Origin of the sequence: Micropruina sp., from assembly GCF_047606365.1 — a bacterium.
GTDB lineage: Bacteria > Actinomycetota > Actinomycetes > Propionibacteriales > Propionibacteriaceae > Micropruina.
This window is the reverse complement of the sequence record NZ_JASGEN010000032.1, coordinates 1-19,439: the sequence shown is the minus strand read 5'-3', so window position 1 is coordinate 19,439 and position 19,439 is coordinate 1. Positions and strand designations below refer to the sequence as shown.

The window sequence follows — 19,439 nt, the reverse complement described above, 5'->3', positions numbered from 1 at the left end:
AAGTCGCGTCCGGCGGAGATCCCGGCGTCCGCCGGCATGACGCGAAGGCCGGGATGAGGAAGGGACGTCAGCCGTCGACCAGCAGCACCCGCAGAGTGCGGGGACCGTGCACCCCCTCAACCCGGGACAGTTCGATGTCGCTGGTCGCGGACGGCCCGCTGATCCAAGTCAGCGGCTGCCGGGCGTCGATGGACGGCCGCAGCCGGGCCACCGCCTCGGGCACGTCGGCGACCACCTGGTCGGCGCGGATCACGCAGACGTGCAGGTCGGGCACCAGGGAGAGCGCCCTACGTCCCTGGTCGGGGCCGTGGTCGAGGACGATGGTGCCGGTCTCGGCGATCCCCACCCGGGACGCGGTGACCACCGCGCCGGTGCCGTCCAGCTCGGCGTGGTTGAGCACCGGATCGTCGGTGAGCACGGTGATTCCCTTCGCGGCGATCGCGTCGCGCCATTCCTGCGGCGCACCGGCCGGCAGCACCGCGGAGGTCACTTCATGGTCGCCCAGAGCGTCGGCGATCCGGGCGGCGACCTCGGTAGGCGTCACCCAGCTGACCTCGGCCCGGTAGTCCTCGACCCGTTCGACGAACAGTCCGAGGGTGTCCTCGGCGGCGGTGGCTGGTCGCTGACCGTACTCCCAGTCGACCTCGACATCGTCGGCGGCGGGCACCGCCGGCACATCGGCCAGCGCGGCACGGACCCGGCCCAGGATGGCGTCCCGGCTACTCATCGCCGCCGCCCTGATGCTCGGCGACCCACCAGTCGCGGAAGGTCTGGGTGGGTGGCTTGGGGAGGTCGCGCGCACCGGTCCAGCCGGCCGCCGGTCCGGGCAGCGGGCCGATCACCTCGCCGGGCAGGACGCGTCCGGCCAGTTCGGAACCCTTCTGCACCAGGGCGAGCCGGCGTCCGTCACCCATCACCCAACCGCCGGCCTTCATGATCGCGCCCTCAACGCTGGGCCCATGCGACTCGACCACCTGGTTGCGCAGGTGCACCAGCACTTCGGGAATATTGATCCGCACCGGGCACACCTCATAGCAGGCGCCGCACAACGAGGACGCGAACGGCAGCGAGGCATCCACCGCGGAGGCGGTGCCGCGCAGCTGCGGGGTGAGGATGGCGCCGATCGGGCCCGGATAGACCGAGCCGTAGGCGTGCCCGCCGACGCGTTCGTAGACCGGGCAGATGTTCAGGCAGGCCGAGCAGCGGATGCAGCGCAGCGCCTGGCGTCCGACCTCATCGGCGAGCACCTTGGTGCGGCCGTTGTCGAGCAGCACCACATGCACCTCCTGCGGGCCGTCGCCGTCGCGCACCCCCGACCACATCGAGGTGTACGGGTTCATCCGTTCCGCCGTGGACGAGCGTGGCAGCAACTGCAGGAAGACCTCCAGGTCGTCGAACGTGGGCACCGTCTTCTCGATGCCGACGATCGAGATCAGCGTCTCGGGCAGGGTCAGGCACATCCGGCCGTTGCCCTCGGATTCGACCACCACGAGCGTTCCCGAGTCGGCGACGGCGAAGTTGGCGCCGGAGACGGCCACCTTGGCACGCAGGAATTTCTCCCGCAGATGGACGCGGGCCGCACCGGCCAGCATCGCCGGATCGTCGGTCAGCCCCTCCGGCGGAGGCGTGCCGTAGCGGCCCATCTCTTCGGTGAAGATCTCACGCACCTCGGACCGGTTGCGGTGGATCGCCGGCACCAGGATGTGGCTGGGCCGGTCATGCCCCAACTGGACGATCAACTCGGCCAGGTCGGTCTCCCAGGCGGCGATGCCGGCCGCTTCGAGCGCCTCGTTGAGGTCGATCTCCTGGGTGGCCATCGACTTCACCTTGACCACCTCGTCGGCGCCCTTGGCCCGGGCCACGTCGATCACGATCTGGTTCGCCTCTGCCGCGTCGGAGGCCCAGTGCACGATCGCGCCGTTGCGGGTCAGCGACTCCTCCAGTTGCAGCAGGTAGTCGTCGAGGTGGCACAGGGTGCGGTTCTTGATCGCCTCACCGGCCCGCCGTAGCTGCTCCCAGTGCGGCAGTTCGGCCACCACGTTGGCCCGCTTCTCGCGGATCGTGGTGGTCGCGTGCCGCAAGTTCTTGCGCAGCTGGGTATTGCGGAGTTCCTTGGCGGCGTTCTTGGGGAACTTCGGCATGTCCTGCAGGTCGCCGGGCGGCGGTGCCGGGGTGCGACGGACGGCGCTCATCGCGCACCTCCCTGCTGCGGGGCGGTGGCACCGGCGGCGACCAGGGCCTCCTCGGTGCTGGCCAGGATCTCGGCGAGATGGATCGGTTTGACGCCCGCCCGCATCCGGCTGAGCAGGCCGCCGATGTGCATCAGGCAGGAGTTGTCCCCGGTCACCACGTATTCGGCGCCGGTGTCGAGGATGGCCCGCACCTTGTCGGTGCCCATCGCCACCGAGACATCGGAGTTCTTCAGTGAGAAGGTGCCGCCGAAGCCGCAGCACTGCTGAGCGTTCGGCAACTCGACCAGGGTGAGTCCACGGACCGCAGACAGCAGCCGGTAGGGCCGGTCGCCGACCTTCGTCACCCGTAGTGAATGGCAGGTCGGATGGTAGGTGACGCGATGCGGGAAGTAGCCGCCGACGTCCGTTACACCGAGCACATCGACCAGGAACTCGCTCAGGTCGTAGGTCTTCGCCACGATCGCCTCGACCCGGCGCTGCAGGCCCGGGTCACCGTGTCGGTGGGCGAGCATCGGGTGCTGGTCGCGCACCGAACCGACGCATGAGCCGGACGGCCCGACCACGTAGTCGTAGCGCTCGAAGGTGTCCACGAAGTTCCGCACCGACGGCATCGCCTCATGGAAGTACCCGGTGTTCGTGAACATCTGGCCGCAACAGGTCTGCTGCAGCGGAAAGTCCACCCGGCAGCCGAGCCGCTCCAGCAGCCGGACCACCGCCTTGGGTGTCTCCGGGAACATCGTGTCGTTGATGCAGGTGGCGAACAGCGCGACGGTGCTGGTCGGGACGTTCATGGCCCTCCTCCACGGGGGCCCCGGAGCCGCGCCGATCACGTCCCCGAAACCCGCTCAACTGCTAGTCAAAGCCCAAAACTCGATGCCCGCAAGCGATTCCCCCTTTTCGGTGCGTCCGTGGCATTTCCGCAATTTGAACGTCGCGATAAGCGCTCGGTGAGCCACGCATCCCACCGCCGGTCGAGCTGATCATTTATGTCATCCGGGCTCCGACCCGGGATCTCAGTCGGGAGAGATCCCGGATCAAGTCCGGGATGACGAGGGAGAGGCTTTGAGCAGCGCATCCCAACGGCTCGGGTCAGCGCAGGAAGGCTCCGGTCACCCCGGAATCGACCGGAACGTGCAGGCCGGTGGTGTGCGAGAACTCGTCGGTGCACAACACGAAAGCGACACCTGCGACGTGTTCGGGCAGTACCTCGCGCTTGAGCAGGCTGCGTTGCGCGTAGTAGGCGCCCAGTTCTTCCTCGGGCACCCCGTAGGTGGCGGCCCGGTTGGCGGCCCAGGCACCGGCGAAGATGCCGCTGTCGCGGACGACGGCGTCCGGGTTGATGCCGTTGACCTTGATGCCGTGCTGGCCGAGTTCGGCGGCCAGCAGCCGGACCTGGTGCGACTGGTCGGCCTTCGCCGAGGAGTAGGCGATGTTGTTCGGCCCGGCGAACACCGAGTTCTTCGAACTGATGTAGACGATGTCGCCGCCCAGCCCCTGCCCGACCAGCACTTTCGCCGCCGCGCGGGAGACCAGGAATGAGCCCTTGGCGAGCACGTCGTGTTCGGCGTCCCAGTCGGTCTCGGTGGTCTCCAGCAGCGGCTTCGACACCGCCAGGCCGGCGTTGTTGACCACGATGTCCAGCCCGCCGAAGGCGAGCACGGTGGCGTCGATCGCGGCCCGCACCTGCTCGGCGTCCCGGACGTCGCAGCCCAGCCCGAGCGCCACGTCGGCGTTGCCGATCTCGGACGCGATCCGCTGCGCTTTGGCCTCGTCCAGGTCGGCGAGGACCACGCAGGCACCTTCGGCGGCGAACCGCCGGGCGATCGCGCTGCCGATGCCGCCGGCGCCGCCGGTGATCAGGGCCACTTTGGCCGCCAGCGGTTTCGGCTTGGGCAGCCGTTGCAGCTTGGCCTCCTCGAGCGCCCAGTACTCGATCCGGAACTTCTCCCGCTCGGGCACCGGCGCGTAGGTCGACAGCGCCTCGGCGCCGCGCATCACGTTGATGGTGTTGGTGTAGAAAGCGCCGGCCACCCGCGCGGTCTGGGAGTTGATGCCGTAGGAGAACATGCCGACGCCGGGTATCAGGATGATCAGCGGGTCGGCGCCGCGGATCGCCGGGCTGCCTTCGTCGGCGTTGCGTTGGTAGTAACCGGCGTAGTCGTCGCGGTAGGCGGCGTGCAGTTCGTGCAGCCGTTCGACGGTCTGTTCCAGCGGCGCGGTGGGCGGCAGGTCGAGCAGCATCGGCTTGACCTTGGTGCGCAGGAAGTGGTCGGGACACGAGGTGCCCAACTCGGCCAGCGCCGGCGCCTTCTGTGAGGCCAGGAAGTCGAGCACCACGTCGGTGTCGGTGAAATGCCCGACCATCCGCCGATCCTGCGAGGCGATGGCCCGCAGGGTGGGTGCCAGGGCCAGCGCGCGGGCGCGGCGTTCGGCGTCCGGGAGCGCAGTGAAACCCTCGCGGATACCGCCGAACGGGTCAGGCTTCCCGTGGGCGGCGATGTAGTCGTCGATGGTGCGGATGATCCACAGCGAGTTCGCCTCGCACTCCTGCGAGGTCTGCCCCCAGGCGGTGATGCCGTGACCACCGAGAATGCAGCCGACGACGTCCGGGTCGTCGTTGGCGAGAGCGGCGATGTCGAGGCCGAGCTGGAAACCCGGACGCCGCCACGGCACCCAACGCACCTTGTCACCGAAGATCTGCCGGGTGAGTTCCTCTCCGTCGGCGGCGGTGGCGATCGCGAGCCCGGCGTCGGGGTGCAGGTGGTCGACGTGCGGGGCGTCCACGAAGCCGTGCATCGTGGTGTCGATGGACGGCGCCGCACCGCCCTTGCCGTGCAGGCAGTATTCGAAGGCGGCGACCATCTCGTCCTCGCGCTCGACGCCCGGGTAGACGCCGGTCAACGCCCGCATCCGGTCGAGCCGCAGCACCGCCAGCCCGGACGGTGCCAGCGTGCCCAGGTCGCCGCCCGAGCCCTTCACCCACAACAACTCGACCGGACCGCCGGTGGCCGGGTCGATCGCCGTCCCCTTCGCCGAGGTGTTGCCCCCGCCGTAGTTGGTGGTGCGGGGGTCGGCGCCCAGGCTGTGCGATCGGGCGATTAACTGCTCGACAGCGGGGTTGGTCACGGCGGAATCGGTCATCGTTGGCCACGCTCCTCTCGGATTCGCCATGAATACCACAGCCGTACCGGCCCACCTGGCTGCGTTCCCACTTGTCGGAGTGCCGTCGCCGGATCGCGGTCACGACCCTGCCAGGTGTCCGACCGACCTGGCAGGCTGTCCCCAAGGAGTCGCTGATCCATCGTCGGTCGAGCTTGTCGAGACCTCTGCGGCAAGGGGTTTCGACAAGCTCAACCAGCGGTGGTTGCGTTTGATCAGCGTTCCCTCAAGCACCGCCAGCGTTGAGGTGCGACACGTGTTCGAAGGAGAACCATGACCGATCTGCCGTTCCGGAACCCCGGGCTCAGCATCGACGAGCGGGTCGAGGACCTGCTCGCCCGGCTCAGCCTGGAAGAGAAGGCGGGACAGGTCACCCAGTACTTCTATTTCGGCACCTTCGCCCAGGATCTGGCCGACGACGGCTCGCCCGAGGCCCACCAGTTCCTGGAGTCGCCGCGCAAGGTCGAAGCCGCGCTGGCCGAAGGGGGTGCCGGGTCGCTGCTGTTCGTCCGCGATCCGGCGACGGCGAACCGGCTGCAACGGATGGCGATCGAGGGTAGCCGGTTCGGCATTCCGGTGCTGTTCGGCTACGACGTGATCCACGGCTTCCGGACCATTTTTCCGGTGCCGATCGGCCAGGCCGCCTCGTGGGATCCGGAGATGATCGCCGCGGGTGAGGCGGTCGCGGCCCGGGAGGCTCGCGCGGTCGGCATCCATTGGGCGTTCGCGCCGATGGTCGACATCGCCCGCGATCCGCGCTGGGGCCGGATCGTCGAGGGCGCCGGTGAGGATCCGGTGCTGGGCGGCGCGGTGGCGGCGGCCCACGTCCGCGGGTTCCAGGGTGATTTCGGGCCGGAGTCGATCCTGTCCGGTCCGAAGCATTTCGCCGGCTACGGCGCGGCGCGCGGCGGTCGCGACTACGAGGATTCCGAGATCTCCGATTCGGAGTTGTGGAACGTCTACCTGGCGCCGTTCCGGGCCGCCGTCGAGGCGGGTGCCGCGAACATCATGAGCGCCTACATGGACCTCAACGGGGTGCCGGCCTCCGGCAACCGCTGGCTGCTGACCGAGGTGCTGCGCGACGAGTTCGGCTTCGACGGCTTCGTGGTGTCGGACGCCGGCGCCGTCCGCTCCCTGGTCACCCAGCACTTCGCCAAGGATCTGGCCGACGCCGGCGCGCGGGCCATGAACGCCGGACTCGATCTCGAGATGACCATGGAAGACCCGGCTTTCGCGCATCTGCCGGACGCCGTCGCCGCCGGCCTGGTCGACGAACAGGTGATCGACGAGGCGGTGCGACGCATCCTGCGAGCCAAATTCCGGCTCGGTCTGTTCGAGAATCCGTACGCCGACGAGGCCGGCAGCGTTGCTGTGCTGAACACCCCGGAGCATCGCGAGGTGGCCCGGACGGCTGCGGAGCGTTCGGCTGTGCTGCTGAAGAACGCCGGCAATGCGCTGCCGCTGGCCGCCGATACCGGCTCGATCGCCGTGATCGGCCAGCTCGCCGACTCGCCGCGCGACGCTCTCGGCCCGTGGGCGTTCGACTACGACACCACCGAGACCGCCACCATTCTGGACGGCATCCGCGCCCGCGCCATCGGCGAGGTCACCTTCGCCCCGGGCGCCGGCATTCCCGAACGGCTCTACCCGTCGATGTTCGACAACATGGACTCGGTGGTCGCCCGAACGGCCCTCGACCATGACGACGACGCCGAGATCGCGCTGGCCGTCGAGCTCGCCTCGATCAGCGACGTGGCCGTGGTGGTGGTCGGCGAGCGGCAGAACCAGATCGGCGAGAAGGCGTCCAACGACACCCTGGAACTGCCCGGACGCCAACTGGAGCAGCTGCAGCGCATCGTCGCCACCGGAACACCGACCGTGCTGGTGGTGATGTCCGGACGTCCGGTCGACCTGCGCTGGGCGCAGGAGAGCGTGCCGGCGATCCTGCAGGCCTGGTACCCGGGCACCCGCGGCGGCGAAGCGGTGGCCGCGCTGCTGTTCGGCGACGTCTCCCCCGCCGGCAGGCTGCCGTTCAGTTGGCCGCGGCACGCCGGTCAGGTGCCGGTGATCTACTCGCACCTGCGCACCTTCCAGCCCGACGACGCGGACCGCCGGTACTGGAGCGAACCGTCCGGCCCCCTGTACCCGTTCGGCCACGGTTTGTCGTATGCGACGTTCGACTACGCGAACCTGCGACTGTCGGCCGAGCAGATCGAGGTCGGCCAGAGCGTCGAGGTCACGGTGGACGTCACCAACACCTCGACAGTGGACGCGGACGAGGTGGTGCAGCTGTACCTCCACCAGCGCTACGGCACCTCGAGCCGTCCGATTCGGGAGCTGAAAGCCTTCCGCCGGCTGCCCATCGCAGCCGGTGCGACCGAGACCGTCACCTTTGAGGTGGGCCCGGACCAGCTGCGCTACTGGAGTGCCGCGACCCGCGACTGGGTGCAGGACGCCACCGAGATCGAGATCTATGTCGGCGGTGATTCGACCGCCGAGCTGGGCACACTCCTGACCGTGACCGGTTGAGCCACCACCGTCTCGCCCCGCAACCCGTTCGGGCAACGGCTTGTTGCCCCAACCGGGCTGGATCATCATATGAGGTAGCATCAGATGCATGCGCACCACCTTGACGATCGCCGACGATGTGCTGATCGCTGCAAAAGAGCGGGCCAAGGCCGAAGGCCGAACGGCCGGCGAGGTTCTGTCCGACCTCGCTCGCATCGGCTTGGCCGGAGCACACCGTCCCGCAGGGGCAGGGGGATTCCTCGGTTTCCAGCCGCTCGCCCGGCGAGGCGACGTGGTCACCAACGAACTGGTCGACGCGCTTCGTGAGGAACTCGGCGAGTGAGGGCCCTGCTCGACATCAACATGCTGATCGCCTTGTTCGATGAGGACCACATTCATCACTTGACCGCACGCGACTGGCTGCTTGCCAACGCCGAGCACGGTTGGGCGTCCTGCCCGATCACCGAGAACGGCTTCGTCCGCATTCTCAGCCAACCGGCCTACCCGGGGTCAGTCAGCGTCGGCGCGGCCATGGAACTTCTGGCAGGCGCCCGAGTCTCACCAACCCATGAGTTCTGGCCGGCCGACATCAGCGTGCTGGACGCCGTCACGCGGACACGCGTGCACGGCCCGCGGCAACTGACTGATCTGTACCTGCTCGCCCTGGCCGTCCATCACCGGGGCCGATTCGTCACACTGGACGCTCGCATCCCGCCGGACGCAGTGCCAGGCGCCACGACTGACGACCTAGTCGTCCTGGGACGAGGCACACCTTCGCGCTGACCCAAGGCTCACGATCTAGTGCCCCGGTTTACACCTTCTCGCTGACCCGCTGAATGTGCAGGGCGAGGTAGGCGACCTCCTCGTTGGGCAGACGCTGGCGGTAGGCGTCCTGGATGTGTTCCCGGACGCGCTCGGCGCACGCGATCGCACCGGGGTAGCGCCGGGAGAGCTGGTCGAACAGGAAGTCGTCGCCGCTGGCCAGCATCCGGTCGGTGAAGAACCGGTCGGCGAAGTACTGCATGTGGGTGACGAACCGGGAGAAGTGGACGTTGTCGGGCTGCCGCTCGATGCCCATCCGGTAGGTGACGATGGTCACCACCTGGTCGATCAGCCGGGCCGCCTCGAAGGCGTCGAAGGCGACTTGGTCCTGGGTGTGCCGGGCGTTGGCGATGTGGAAGGCGATGTTGGCCGCCTCGTCGTCGGGCAGCCGGACGTCGAGTTGCTCGCGCAGCCGGTCGAGGCCGTAGCGGCCGATCCGGTACTCGACCGGGTAGTAGCTGCGGATCTCCCAGGCCAGCCGGTTCACCACCGGCAGCCCGGCATGCGCCCGTTCGACCGCGAAATGCAGATGGTCGGTGAGCGCCACGTACAGGTGCTGATGCAGCTCGGCGCCCAGCACCTGCTCGGCGTAGGCGATGATCTCGCGGGTCAGCTCGAGGTATTCGGGTCCGATCGAGTCCAGCAGTTGCAGCAGTTCCTTGGCGACCGGGTTGCGGACCGGCACGAAGAACCGATCCGGGGCACCCTCGGGTACCAGGTCACCGGGGCGCTGACCGTAGCCGATGCCCTTGCCGAGCAGGATCAACTCCGCGTCGTCCGGGCCCGAGGCCAGGACGACGCTGGAGTTGAACACCTTCTTGATCCGCATTCAGTGCGCGCCCGTCACTCCTCGTCCAGCGAGGCGCCGTTGCTGGCGATCACCCGCTGGTACCAGGCGAAGGAGTCCTTCTTGCGGCGCTGCCCGCTGCCGTTGCCCAGGTCGTCGAAGTCGACGTGGATGAACCCGTACCGCTTGCTGATCTGCGAGGACGAGGCGCTGATCATGTCGATCGGTGCCCAGCTGGTGTAGCCCAGCAGCTCCACGCCCTGGTCCACCGCCCGGCGCATCTCGCGCAGGTGCGACCGGAAGTAGGCGATCCGGTACGGGTCGTGGATCTTCCCCTCCGCGGTCAGCTCGTCGCGCGCACCGAGCCCGTTCTCCACCACGAACAGCGGTTTGCGGTACCGGTCGTACAACTCGATCAGCGAGATGCGCAGTCCGACCGGATCGACCTGCCAGCCCCATTCGCTGGACGGCAGGTACGGGTTCTTCACCCCCAACACCGTGTTGCCCGGGGTGCGTTCGGCGTCCGGGCTGACCGACTCGGTCATCGACATGTAGTAGCTGAACGACACGAAGTCGGCGGTGTGCGCGGCCAGCAACTCCTCGTCGCCGAGCAGGATCGGCAGCGTGATGCCACGCCGTTCCAGGTCGGCGAGGATCAACCGCGGGTAGACGCCGAAGGTCTGCACGTCGGTGTAGAAGTGGTTCTCCAGATTCTTGGCCTGGGCCGCCGCCACATCTTCGGGCTCGCAGGTGAGCGGGTAGGTGGTCAGCTTGGTCAGCATGCAGCCCATCCGGCTGCCGGGGATCAACTCGTGGCAGAGCTGGGTCACCAGCGCGCTGGCCACGAACTGATGGTGCAGTGCCTCGTAGACCGCCTGCTCGAAACCCTGGGGGCTCTTGTCCTCGATCACCCCGGCGGTGGTGAACGGATGCCGGCGGATGCTGTCGATCTCGTTGAAGGTGAGCCACAGCTTCACCAGCGAGCCGAACTCGGTGAAACAGGTGGTGGCGAACCGGACGAACAGCTCGATCACCCGCCGGTCGCTCCAGCCGTTGTAGGCGGTCGCCAGATGGATCGGCATCTCGTAGTGCGACAGGGTGACCAGCGGCTCGATGCCGAGCCGTCGCATCTCGGTGAACAGGTCTCGGTAGAAGGCGACGCCCGCCGGATTGGGCGTCTCTTCCTCACCGGTGGGGTAGAGCCGGCTCCACGCGATCGACACCCGCAGGACGCCGAACCCGAGCTCGGCGAACAGGGCCAGATCCTCGCGCCAACGATGGTAGAAATCGATCCCACGGCGCTTCGGGTAGTAGGTCACGTCGGGGTCGGCGAGGGCAGCTGCGATTCCCTCCGAGGTCACCACGTGGTGCGCGGCGTACTCCTTGGGGTCGACGTTCGGCTTGTAGGTGGCGATGTCGGCCACCGAGGGTCCCCGGCCGTCGGCGTCCCAGGCACCCTCGACCTGGTTCGCCGCCAATGCACCGCCCCACAGGAAGCCGTCAGGAAAGCGCGACATCGGCTTCTCCCTTCACGGTCAGCGCCAGCAGCGGCCGTCCGGCCTCCACCTCGGCGTCGGCCAACGGAGTCAGACCATACCTGGCCGAATTGAGCACGACGACGGGCGTGGTGATGTCGTAGCCGGCCTGCTTGATCGCCTCCAGATCAACCTTCAGCAGCGGCTCCCCGACCCCCACGTGCTGCCCGTTGGCGACGAGCGTCTCGAAGGGGGCGCCCTGCAGCTTCACCGTGTCCAGACCGACGTGAATCAGGATCTCGGCACCGGAATCGGTGCGCAGGGTGATCGCATGCTTCGACTCGAACACCGTGACCACGGTGGCGTCGGCGGGCGCGTGCACCACGCCCACGCTCGGCACGATCGCCACACCCTCCCCCAGGGCTCCGCCGGCGAACACGGCGTCCGGCACCTGGATGAGCGGGATCACGGTCCCGGTCAATGGGCTGACCAGCTCCGAATCCGCCACGTCCGTGGCGGCAACAGCGGTCTCGGACGCCTGCGGCGCGGCAGGCGCCTGCGACGCTGTGCGCTCCTGGATGGCCTCCACACTCGCCGAATCGGAGTCCTTCCAGAACATCAACGACGCGGCCAGGCTGGCGACGAAGGCGATGCCGAAGCCGATGAAGGCGTTGACGATGTTCATCGGATTGGTCGGATCGATGAACATCGACATGCTGGCCAGGCCGGGGCCCACCACAGCGAAACCGGCGACGTGGGTCAGTCCGACGTAGGCGCCGCCCAGGCCGGCACCGACCAGCACGCTCCACAGCGCGCGCTTGTTCTGAATGGTGACGCCGTACAGGGCGGGTTCGGTGATCCCGAACAGCGCCGAGATGCCGGCAGAGAGCGCCGTCGAGCGGACGTCGCCGTTCTTGGTGCGGACGGCGACGCCGAACATGGCGCCGGATTCGGCGATGTTGTGCGCCAGCGAGGCCGGCAGGTAGAGCGGCTCGGAACCGGTCGTCGAGTACTGGTTGATCGCGTACGGCAGGAAGGGCTTGTGCATGCCGAGCGACACCAGGAACGGCAGCGCCATCGCCAGCAGCATCGTGGCGACCCAGCCGAAGGTGCTGAAGACCCACAGGATCGCGCCGGTGAACAGCAGGCCGAGGTTGTAGCCGAGCGGGCCGAGCGCGACCAGGCCCACCGGCACGGTGATCAGCAGGCTCATCATCGGCACGAAGAAGATCCGGATCGGCTTGGGCGACACCCGCGTCCAGAACCGCTCCATGAGAGCGAGGAAGAGCACGATCAGCAGCGAGGGGAAGACCTGCGAGTTGTACGCGACGTTGGTGATCGGCAGGCCGAAGACGGTCAGCCCCGGATCCTTCATCAAGGCCGTCAGGGACGGCAGAACCAGCGGAGCACAAGCGGCGATGGCCACCAGACGGTTGACTCCGAGCTTGCTGGCGGTGGTGCCCGCCACCATCAGCGGCAGGAAGAAGAAGGTGGCGTCGGCGATCGACGACAGCACGATGTAGGTGTCCGACTTGGTGCTCATCCAGCCCAGCGACGAAAGCAGGAGCAGCAACGACTTCAGCACACCGGCACCGGCGATCGCCGGGATCAGCGGCTGGAAGACGCCGACGATGAAGTCGATCACCACCGCACCCCACGACCGTTTGGGGCCTGGTGCGGACGCCTGCGGCGCGGCGGCCCCGGCCAGTCCCGGCAGCCGGCGCAGCGCCTGGTAGACCTCGACCACCTCGTTGCCGATCACCACCTGCAACTGGCCGGTGGAGACGACCCCCATCACGCCCGGGACCTTCTTCAGCGCCTCCACGTCGGCCTTGCCGCCGTCCGCCAGGGTGAAGCGGAGCCGGGTCGAGCAGTGCGTCAGCGCACCGACGTTGGATGCCCCGCCCACCTGCTCGAGGATCGCCGCCGCGGTCTTGTCGTAGTCCATGTATTCCTCCCTCGGTTCGTAGCCGGACCGGTTCGAGGCAACAAAAAAGGACCCAACGGATGTCGCCCGCACAACGACGTGCGCGAGAACCGTTGGATCCTGCCTGCATGACCAGTCACATGTCCGAGGACAGAATGTGCCCCCGGGCTGCCGATGTCAACCGGTGCTCCCGCATCCGCGCATACCCTGGCAGGGTGACCAGCAACCCGCCGACCGGCGAACCGGAGCCGCGGTGGCAGCAGCCGCCCTTCCAAGCGGGCGGTCCGACGCCGTACGACGCGACCCCGGACGAGCCCACCGACACCGACTTCCCGGCGTACGGCACGAGCCAGCCCTCGGTGTCGGGCTACGTGGTGCCTGCGCCCGGTAGCGCCGTCCCGCCGCCGTCGCAGTTCGAGACGGTGGTCGTCACCCTGGCCAGGCTGATCTGGCCGGTGGCGTTCGTGCTGGTGATCTTCACCGGGGCTGGCTTCTGGCCGGTACTGATCGGCGCCCTCATCGTCAACACCATCCTGCGCGCGTTGAAGAGCAACCTGCGCCAGCGCCGCCGCGCGCTCGGCACCGGCTACCCGCGTCCGCCCTACAGCTGACCCGGTCCCCTCGTCGCCCGAGCACCCGCCCGCTAGGGCCCTCCCTAACTAGTTCAGCCCTCCCGCATGCGGGAGGGCTGAACTAGTTAGGGAGGGGGTTTACCGATCAGGCCTTGGTGACCGCGAAGGACAGGCCGAGGTCGGCGTCGGTCGCCCAATCGTCGGACGGCTCGGCCTCGATCACGGCGGTGGCCAGCACCTCGGCGGCGATCGTGTCGGCGTGGGCACGGACCGCGTCGGCCAGGTCGCCGTCTGCGGCCCAGCGCAGGGTGATCCGGTCGGATACCTCCAGGCCGGACGTCTTGCGCTTCTCCTGCACCAGCCGGACGACCTCGCGGGCCAGGCCGGCACGCACCAGTTCGGGGGTCAGCTCCAGGTCGAGCGCCACCGTCTCGCCCTGCTCGTTGACCACCGACCAGCCCTCGCGGGGCCGCTCGGAGACGATCACCTCGTCCGCGCTCACCTCGACCCCGGCGACCGTCGCCCTACCGGACGCCGCCAGCGCGGCAGCCAGTTCGGCGGCGTCCGCGGCCGCGATGGAGGCGGCGATCTTCGGGGTGTCCTTGCCGAAACGCCTACCCAGCGCACGGAAGTTGCCCTTGGCCGAGTAGTCGACCAGGTCACCGGCGGACGCGAATGACTCCACCGTCTGGACGTTCAGCTCGGCGGCGATCTCGGCGCGCAGTTCGGCGTCCAGCTTCGCGAACGAACCGGACGGCACCAGCACCCGGGACAGCGGCTGCCGGGTCTTCACCCGCGCCTCGGCCCGCGCCGACCGGCCCAGTTCGACCAGCCGGCGGGTCAGCCGCATCGCGTCGTTCAGCCCGGCGTCGACCACCGCCTCGTCGGCCACCGGCCAGGACGCCAGGTGCACCGATTCGGGAGCGTCGGAGTTGGTGGCGACCACCAGGTCCTGCCAGACCCGTTCGGTGATGAACGGGGCCAGCGGCGCCATCAGCCGGGTGACCACGTCGAGGGTGTCGTGCAGGGTCTGCAGCGCACCCGGATCGCCCTCCCAGAAGCGCCGCCGCGAGCGCCGCACGTACCAGTTGGACAGGTCGTCGACGAAGTCGGCGATCAGTGCCCCGTAGCGCTGGGTGTCGAAGTTCTCCAGCGCCGCGGTGGTCTCACGGACCAGCGCGGTTCGCACCGACACCAGCCAGCGATCCAGCACATGAGCGGGAGCCTCGACCGGCGAGGACGAAGGGGTCCACCCGTTGGTGCGGGCGTACAGCGCCTGGAACGCGACCGAGTTCCAGTAGGTCAGCAGCACCTTGCGGACGGTCTCGGTGATCGTGGTGTGCCCCACCCGCCGGGACGCCCACGGCGAACCGCCGGCCGCCATGAACCAGCGCACCGCGTCCGCCCCGTGCTTGTCCATCAGCGGGATCGGTTCCAGGATGTTGCCCAAGTGCTTGCTCATCTTGCGACCGTCCTCGGCCAGGATGTGGCCCAGGCAGAGCACGTTGCGGTACGAGGACGCGTCGAAGACCAGCGTGCCGACCGCCATCAGCGAGTAGAACCAGCCGCGGGTCTGGTCGATCGCCTCACAGATGAAGTCGGCCGGGTAGGCGTCGGCGAACCGCTCCTTCGAACCCTCGGCCCACGGGTAACCCCACTGCGCGAACGGCATCGAGCCCGAGTCGAACCAGGCGTCGATCACCTCGGGCACCCGGTGTGCGGTCTCGTGGCAGTGCGGGCAGCCGAAGGTGACGTCGTCGACGAACGGACGGTGCGGGTCGAGCACCGACTGGTCGCCGCCGCTCAGCTCGGACAGTTCAGCGCGCGAACCGACACAGGTGAGATGGCCGTTGGGGCAGCGCCAGATCGGCAGCGGCGTCCCCCAGTACCGCGACCGGGACAGCGCCCAGTCGATGTTGTTGTTCAGCCAGTCGCCGTAGCGGCCCCACTTGATGTGTTCGGGGTACCAGGTGGTGCCCTCGTTCTCGCGCAGCAGGGCGTCCTTGATCTGGGTGGTCCGGATGTACCAGGACGGCTGGGCGTAGTAGAGCAGGGCGGTGTGGCAGCGCCAGCAGTGGGGGTAGCTGTGCTCGTAGGGCAGTTCGCGGTAGAGCAGCCCACGCGCGGCCAGGTCGGCGACCAGCAACTTGTCGGCGGTCTTGAAGAAGACGCCGCCGACCAGCGGCAGATCGGCCTCGAAGGTGCCGTCGGGGAGCACCGGGTTCACCATCGGCAACCCGTAGGCCCGGCAGACCGCCATGTCGTCCTCACCGAACGCGGGCGCCTGATGGACCAGGCCGGTGCCGTCCTCGGTGGTGACGTAGTCGGCCAGCACCACGTAGTGAGTGCCGCCCACCACGTCCGGGAACTCGACCAGGTCGAACGGTCGCTGGTACCTCCACAGCTCCAACTCGCGGCCGGTGTAGCTGCCCTCGATCTGCCAGCCCTCGCCGAGCACCTTCTCGACCAGCGGTTCGGCAACCACCAGGGTCTCCGGCTCGTCGTCGGACGCAGTGGCCAGCTTGGTCGCCACCACATAGGTCACGTCGGGATGGACGGCGACCGCGGTGTTGCTGACCAGCGTCCAGGGTGTCGTCGTCCAGACCAGCAGGGACGCCTTGCCGGCCAGCGGGCCGCTGGTCAGCGGGAATCGGACGTAGACGGACGGGTCGATGACGTCCTCATAGCCCTGCGCCAACTCGTGATCGGACAGCGTGGTGCCGCAGCGCGGGCAGTACGGGGCGACCCGGTGGTCCTCGACCAGCAGGCCGGCGTCGAAGATCTGCTTCAGCGCCCACCAGACCGACTCGACGAATGAGGCGTCCATCGTCCAGTAGGCCTGGTCGAGGTTCACCCAGTAGCCCATCCGGCGGGTGAGCGCGCTGAACTCGTCGACGTGCCGTCCGACCGATTCGCGGCACTTGGCGTTGAACGCCTCGATGCCGTACGCCTCGATGTCGGGCTTCCCGTTGAAGCCCAGCTCCTTCTCAACCGCCAGTTCGACGGGCAGGCCGTGACAGTCCCAGCCGGCCTTGCGGTCGACGTGGAAGCCCTGCATGGTCTTGAACCGCGGGAAGACGTCCTTGAACACCCGGGCCTCGATGTGGTGGGTGCCGGGCGTGCCGTTGGCGGTCGGCGGGCCCTCGTAGAACGTCCACGCCGGGCCACCCTGGGTGGCCTGAAGCGTCTTGTCGAACGTGTTCCGGGCGTCCCACAGGTCGAGGATCTCGCGCTCCATCGCGGGCAGATCAACCTGCGGCGGCACGGGGCGATACTCGGTCATCGGTCTTCCTTCGTCTGCTGCTGACTACCGGGACTTGACCCGGCCAGGGACGAAGGGACGAGGCGAACCCCGCGGTACCACCCTTCTTGGCCGCCCGCGTGGGACGACCCTCTCGTGGTGCGCCGCGGCCGGTTCTAGTGGGCTCGGCGATCCAGCTGGACGCCGCGCTGTTCTTCCGGCAGCTCCGGGGTGATGGCCCCATCAGTGCCTTGCGACAGTCGCCCATCGTAGCCGCAGCACTGGACTCGCCCAAAAGCGGGGGCAGCCAACGGCCGCGTCTGTCACGAACAAAGATCGGGATCGAACACGGCAGTCCGTGCTCGATCCCGATCCTTATCGCGGTGTTGGGCGGCCCTCAGGGTGCCGGCGGCGTCGGCTCCTCGCGGGTGGGCGGCGGGCCGTCCGGCGGGTGCCCCGGCCCCGGCGGGCCGGGCGGTGTCGGCGGCTGCTGGAACGGCGGGTAGCTGGCCCCGTTCAGTGCGTTCCGGCGGGCGTGATAGTCGTCAATCTCGATCTCACCCCGTGCCAGCCGCTCATCCAGGATGCGCAGCGCCTCCCAGGGACCCGGCCCGTGCGGCGGGGCGCCCGGCTCGTGGCGCGGGCCGCGCCCAGGACCATGACCGGGCTTCCATCGCGGACCCCAACCCTTCTTGCGGGCGATGCCCAACGCCAGGGCGACCAACCCGAGCATGACCGCGACGAATAATGCCAGCCCGACCAGGCCGGCGATCAGATGCAGGAAGCCGAAGCCTCCGCCTCCTCGTGGACCCATCTCTCAACTCCTCTTGGCTCGATGGGTTCCATCGTGCGTCGGGATCCTAGGCAGACAACTGTCAGGAGGCTGTGAGTGCCGACGAAATGGACCATGGGGACAGATCCCTCGGCCCACGGTCCCTCGTCCGAGGGTGCGGTCAGCCGACGGCGGCGGATTCGCCGAGCCGGCGGCGTCCGGAGAAGGCACGACCCAGGGTGACCTCGTCGGCGTACTCGAGGTCGCCGCCCACCGGCAGCCCGGACGCCAGCCGCGACACGGTGACCCCCATCGGCACCAGCAGCCGGGACAGGTAGGTGGCGGTGGCCTCGCCCTCAAGGTTGGGGTCGGTGGCCAGGATCACCTCGGTGACCGTGCCGTCGCCGAGCCGGATGACCAGTTCACGGATGTGCAGGTCGCCGGGGCCGACGTTGTCGATCGGTGAGATGGCGCCGCCGAGCACGTGGTAAAGGCCACGGAACTCGTTGGTCCGCTCGATCGCCATCACGTCCTTGGATTCCTCCACGACACAGATGGCGGTCTGGTCGCGCCGCGGATCACGGCAGATCCGGCACAGCTCGCCCTCGCTGATGTTGAAGCAGCGCTCACAGAACCTGACCTTTTCGGCGACGTGCCGCAGGGCGTCCGCCAGCCGTTCGACGTCGGTGGAATCGGTGGTGAGAATGTGGAACGCGATCCGCTGCGCACCCTTGGGGCCGATCCCCGGTAGCCGGGCGAGTTCGTCGATCAGCTCCTGAATAGGGCCTTCGAACACCGCGTTACCCCCGGCTCACTGGCCGGGGAGGCCGCCCAGACCACCCAGGTCGGGCAGCGGCGGCATCGAACTCTCGGCCAGGATGGCCACCTTCTTGTTGGCGTCCCGGACGGCGGCGACGATCAGGTCACCGAGCGTCGACGGGTCGTCCTCGTCCCAGGCCTCGGGCTTGATGTCGACGGCCAGCAGCTCGCCGGCGCCGTTCACGGTCACCTCGACCAGGTCACCGCCCGCCGAGCCGCGCACCTGCTTGGCCGCCAGCTCGTCCTGGGCACGCTGAATCTGCGACTGCATGGCCTGGGCCTGCGCCAGCAGCGCGTTCATGTCGAATCCCTGCTCGCCGAACATCACGTCTCCAATCGGTGGTGGGGCACCGGGCAATGTTACCCACGCGTGCGTGGATGACCCGGTTCGCAGTCGGTGGGTCGCCGGCACAGACGTCCGCGAGCGACGGCCGATGCTGCTCGCCGGTGGTTGAGCTTGTCGAAACCTCTGTCGCCGGTCCCAGGGTCTCGACAAGCTCGACCAACGGAATCGAGTGCGGCTACTCCTCTTCGGCGATGAGTTCGGCGCCGAGGTGCTTGGCCAGCAGTTCGTCGTGGTTGGCGCTGGCCTCTTCGAGCGACTCGTCGTCGCGGCTGGGCTCGTCCTCTTCGGGCGGCGGCTCGACGGAGTTGCTGGTGGCTCGGATGTTCTGCCGTGCCTGAGCCGCGGCGGACGGACGCGGGGGCGAGGGCTGCGGCGCCGGAGACGGTGCCGCCTGCTGGACGGGCGCCGGGGTCGCTGCCGGATTCTCGGACGGGCCGGCGTCGATCACCTTGATGCTCACCCCGGTGGCGGTGACCTGCAGGATCGACTCGCGCAGCACGTCTTCGCTGCCGCCGCGTCCGAAGCTGTCCCGGGCACCGGGGTTGGCGATGCCGAGGGTGAGAACGCCGTCGAGGACGTCGACCACATGAGCGTTCTGGCTGAGCAGGATCCAGGTGAACCGGCGCCGCTTCTTCACCTCGTCGAGGATGTCGGGCCACAGCCGGCGGAAATCGACGGTGGTCAACCCGGTCGAGGACCGTCCGCCTCGCGTCGGCGCCGGGGTCGGCTCGGCGGGGGCTGCCGGCGGCGCGGTCGGAGGTTCCGCGGGCGCCGACTGCTCCGGACGCTCCGGTGCGGTCGCCGGACGCTCCGGCGCGG

At 68.6% G+C, this 19,439-nt stretch carries 15 protein-coding genes and 1 pseudogene; 4 read left to right on the top strand and 12 right to left on the bottom strand.

Annotated elements, in window-relative coordinates; translation table 11 throughout:
- Nucleotides 1-67: 67 nt before the first annotated feature.
- From QM624_RS04640 to QM624_RS04625, 4 genes are all read right to left on the bottom strand, one after another.
- Nucleotides 68-727, bottom strand: a complete 660-nt coding sequence (locus QM624_RS04640; protein ID WP_415089214.1) for a LutC/YkgG family protein — start codon at nucleotides 725-727, stop codon at nucleotides 68-70.
- Entirely contained in the window at nucleotides 720-2,192 is a 1,473-nt protein-coding gene (locus QM624_RS04635; protein ID WP_415089212.1) for a LutB/LldF family L-lactate oxidation iron-sulfur protein, read from the bottom strand. The genes QM624_RS04640 and QM624_RS04635 overlap by 8 nt, the downstream gene beginning before the upstream one ends.
- Nucleotides 2,189-2,983 (bottom strand): (Fe-S)-binding protein, encoded by a 795-nt coding sequence (locus QM624_RS04630; RefSeq protein ID WP_415089210.1) that lies wholly within the window; start codon nucleotides 2,981-2,983, stop codon nucleotides 2,189-2,191. The genes QM624_RS04635 and QM624_RS04630 overlap by 4 nt, the downstream gene beginning before the upstream one ends.
- 298 nt (nucleotides 2,984-3,281) lie before the next feature.
- On the bottom strand, nucleotides 3,282-5,333 hold the full coding sequence (locus QM624_RS04625) for a bifunctional aldolase/short-chain dehydrogenase (protein WP_415089208.1): 2,052 nt from the start codon (nucleotides 5,331-5,333) through the stop codon (nucleotides 3,282-3,284).
- A 291-nt stretch (nucleotides 5,334-5,624) separates the two neighbouring features.
- Here QM624_RS04625 and QM624_RS04620 point away from each other — a divergent pair, with 291 nt between their 5' ends.
- The 3 genes from QM624_RS04620 to QM624_RS04610 all read left to right on the top strand — a co-directional run bounded on the left by QM624_RS04620 (nucleotide 5,625) and on the right by QM624_RS04610 (nucleotide 8,642).
- The gene (locus tag QM624_RS04620; RefSeq protein ID WP_415089206.1) at nucleotides 5,625-7,880 is read left to right on the top strand and encodes a glycoside hydrolase family 3 N-terminal domain-containing protein; all 2,256 of its coding nucleotides are present in this window, start codon (nucleotides 5,625-5,627) and stop codon (nucleotides 7,878-7,880) included.
- An 88-nt stretch (nucleotides 7,881-7,968) separates the two neighbouring features.
- A complete protein-coding gene (locus QM624_RS04615) occupies nucleotides 7,969-8,202 on the top strand; it encodes a hypothetical protein (RefSeq protein WP_415089204.1) in 234 nt (77 codons plus the stop codon).
- A complete protein-coding gene (locus tag QM624_RS04610) occupies nucleotides 8,199-8,642 on the top strand; it encodes a TA system VapC family ribonuclease toxin (protein WP_415089201.1) in 444 nt (147 codons plus the stop codon). Before QM624_RS04615 ends, QM624_RS04610 begins: the two co-directional genes overlap by 4 nt.
- Before the next feature lie 28 nt (nucleotides 8,643-8,670).
- On the opposite strand, the gene QM624_RS04605 is transcribed toward QM624_RS04610, so the two are convergent.
- Genes QM624_RS04605 through QM624_RS04595 form a run of 3 tightly spaced genes read right to left on the bottom strand, consistent with a single transcriptional unit; the run spans nucleotide 8,671 to nucleotide 12,891 of the window.
- Nucleotides 8,671-9,510 (bottom strand): PRD domain-containing protein, encoded by an 840-nt coding sequence (locus QM624_RS04605; protein ID WP_415089199.1) that lies wholly within the window; start codon nucleotides 9,508-9,510, stop codon nucleotides 8,671-8,673.
- A gap of 14 nt (nucleotides 9,511-9,524) precedes the next feature.
- Nucleotides 9,525-10,985 (bottom strand): glycoside hydrolase family 1 protein, encoded by a 1,461-nt coding sequence (locus tag QM624_RS04600; protein WP_415089197.1) that lies wholly within the window; start codon nucleotides 10,983-10,985, stop codon nucleotides 9,525-9,527.
- Complete coding sequence (locus tag QM624_RS04595; RefSeq protein WP_415089195.1) at nucleotides 10,969-12,891, bottom strand: beta-glucoside-specific PTS transporter subunit IIABC; 1,923 nt, start codon at nucleotides 12,889-12,891, stop codon at nucleotides 10,969-10,971. Before QM624_RS04595 ends, QM624_RS04600 begins: the two co-directional genes overlap by 17 nt.
- A gap of 194 nt (nucleotides 12,892-13,085) precedes the next feature.
- Between QM624_RS04595 and QM624_RS04590 the strand changes: the two genes are divergently transcribed.
- Nucleotides 13,086-13,481, top strand: coding sequence for a hypothetical protein (locus QM624_RS04590; RefSeq protein ID WP_415089193.1), 396 nt, complete (start codon nucleotides 13,086-13,088; stop codon nucleotides 13,479-13,481).
- 106 nt (nucleotides 13,482-13,587) lie between these two features.
- Here the strand turns inward: QM624_RS04590 and ileS are convergent, their stop codons facing one another.
- The 5 genes and pseudogenes from ileS to QM624_RS04565 all read right to left on the bottom strand — a co-directional run.
- Nucleotides 13,588-16,725, bottom strand: coding sequence for an isoleucine--tRNA ligase (ileS, locus tag QM624_RS04585; protein WP_415089191.1), 3,138 nt, complete (start codon nucleotides 16,723-16,725; stop codon nucleotides 13,588-13,590).
- 355 nt (nucleotides 16,726-17,080) lie between these two features.
- The gene (locus QM624_RS04580; RefSeq protein WP_415089189.1) at nucleotides 17,081-17,497 is read right to left on the bottom strand and encodes a hypothetical protein; all 417 of its coding nucleotides are present in this window, start codon (nucleotides 17,495-17,497) and stop codon (nucleotides 17,081-17,083) included.
- 139 nt (nucleotides 17,498-17,636) lie between these two features.
- Nucleotides 17,637-18,251: a recombination mediator RecR gene (gene recR, locus QM624_RS04575; protein WP_415089187.1), complete on the bottom strand. Its 615-nt coding sequence runs from the start codon at nucleotides 18,249-18,251 to the stop codon at nucleotides 17,637-17,639.
- 15 nt (nucleotides 18,252-18,266) lie between these two features.
- Nucleotides 18,267-18,599, bottom strand: coding sequence for a YbaB/EbfC family nucleoid-associated protein (locus tag QM624_RS04570; RefSeq protein ID WP_298131035.1), 333 nt, complete (start codon nucleotides 18,597-18,599; stop codon nucleotides 18,267-18,269).
- A 196-nt stretch (nucleotides 18,600-18,795) separates the two neighbouring features.
- Nucleotides 18,796-19,439, bottom strand: a pseudogene (locus QM624_RS04565) (hypothetical protein); the annotation flags it as partial.

Bases quoted from the DNA above. Each gene is read 5' to 3' on its own strand.
- QM624_RS04570 (WP_298131035.1), bottom strand. From the start codon at position 18,599: ATGTTCGGCGAGCAGGGATTCGACATGAACGCGCTGCTGGCGCAGGCC.
- ileS (WP_415089191.1), bottom strand. From the start codon at position 16,725: ATGACCGAGTATCGCCCCGTGCCGCCGCAGGTTGATCTGCCCGCGATG.
- QM624_RS04605 (WP_415089199.1), bottom strand. From the start codon at position 9,510: ATGCGGATCAAGAAGGTGTTCAACTCCAGCGTCGTCCTGGCCTCGGGC.
- QM624_RS04625 (WP_415089208.1), bottom strand. From the start codon at position 5,333: ATGACCGATTCCGCCGTGACCAACCCCGCTGTCGAGCAGTTAATCGCC.
- QM624_RS04635 (WP_415089212.1), bottom strand. From the start codon at position 2,192: ATGAGCGCCGTCCGTCGCACCCCGGCACCGCCGCCCGGCGACCTGCAG.
- QM624_RS04640 (WP_415089214.1), bottom strand. From the start codon at position 727: ATGAGTAGCCGGGACGCCATCCTGGGCCGGGTCCGTGCCGCGCTGGCC.
- QM624_RS04615 (WP_415089204.1), top strand. From the start codon at position 7,969: ATGCGCACCACCTTGACGATCGCCGACGATGTGCTGATCGCTGCAAAA.
- QM624_RS04580 (WP_415089189.1), bottom strand. From the start codon at position 17,497: ATGGGTCCACGAGGAGGCGGAGGCTTCGGCTTCCTGCATCTGATCGCC.
- QM624_RS04620 (WP_415089206.1), top strand. From the start codon at position 5,625: ATGACCGATCTGCCGTTCCGGAACCCCGGGCTCAGCATCGACGAGCGG.
- QM624_RS04630 (WP_415089210.1), bottom strand. From the start codon at position 2,983: ATGAACGTCCCGACCAGCACCGTCGCGCTGTTCGCCACCTGCATCAAC.
- QM624_RS04600 (WP_415089197.1), bottom strand. From the start codon at position 10,985: ATGTCGCGCTTTCCTGACGGCTTCCTGTGGGGCGGTGCATTGGCGGCG.
- QM624_RS04595 (WP_415089195.1), bottom strand. From the start codon at position 12,891: ATGGACTACGACAAGACCGCGGCGGCGATCCTCGAGCAGGTGGGCGGG.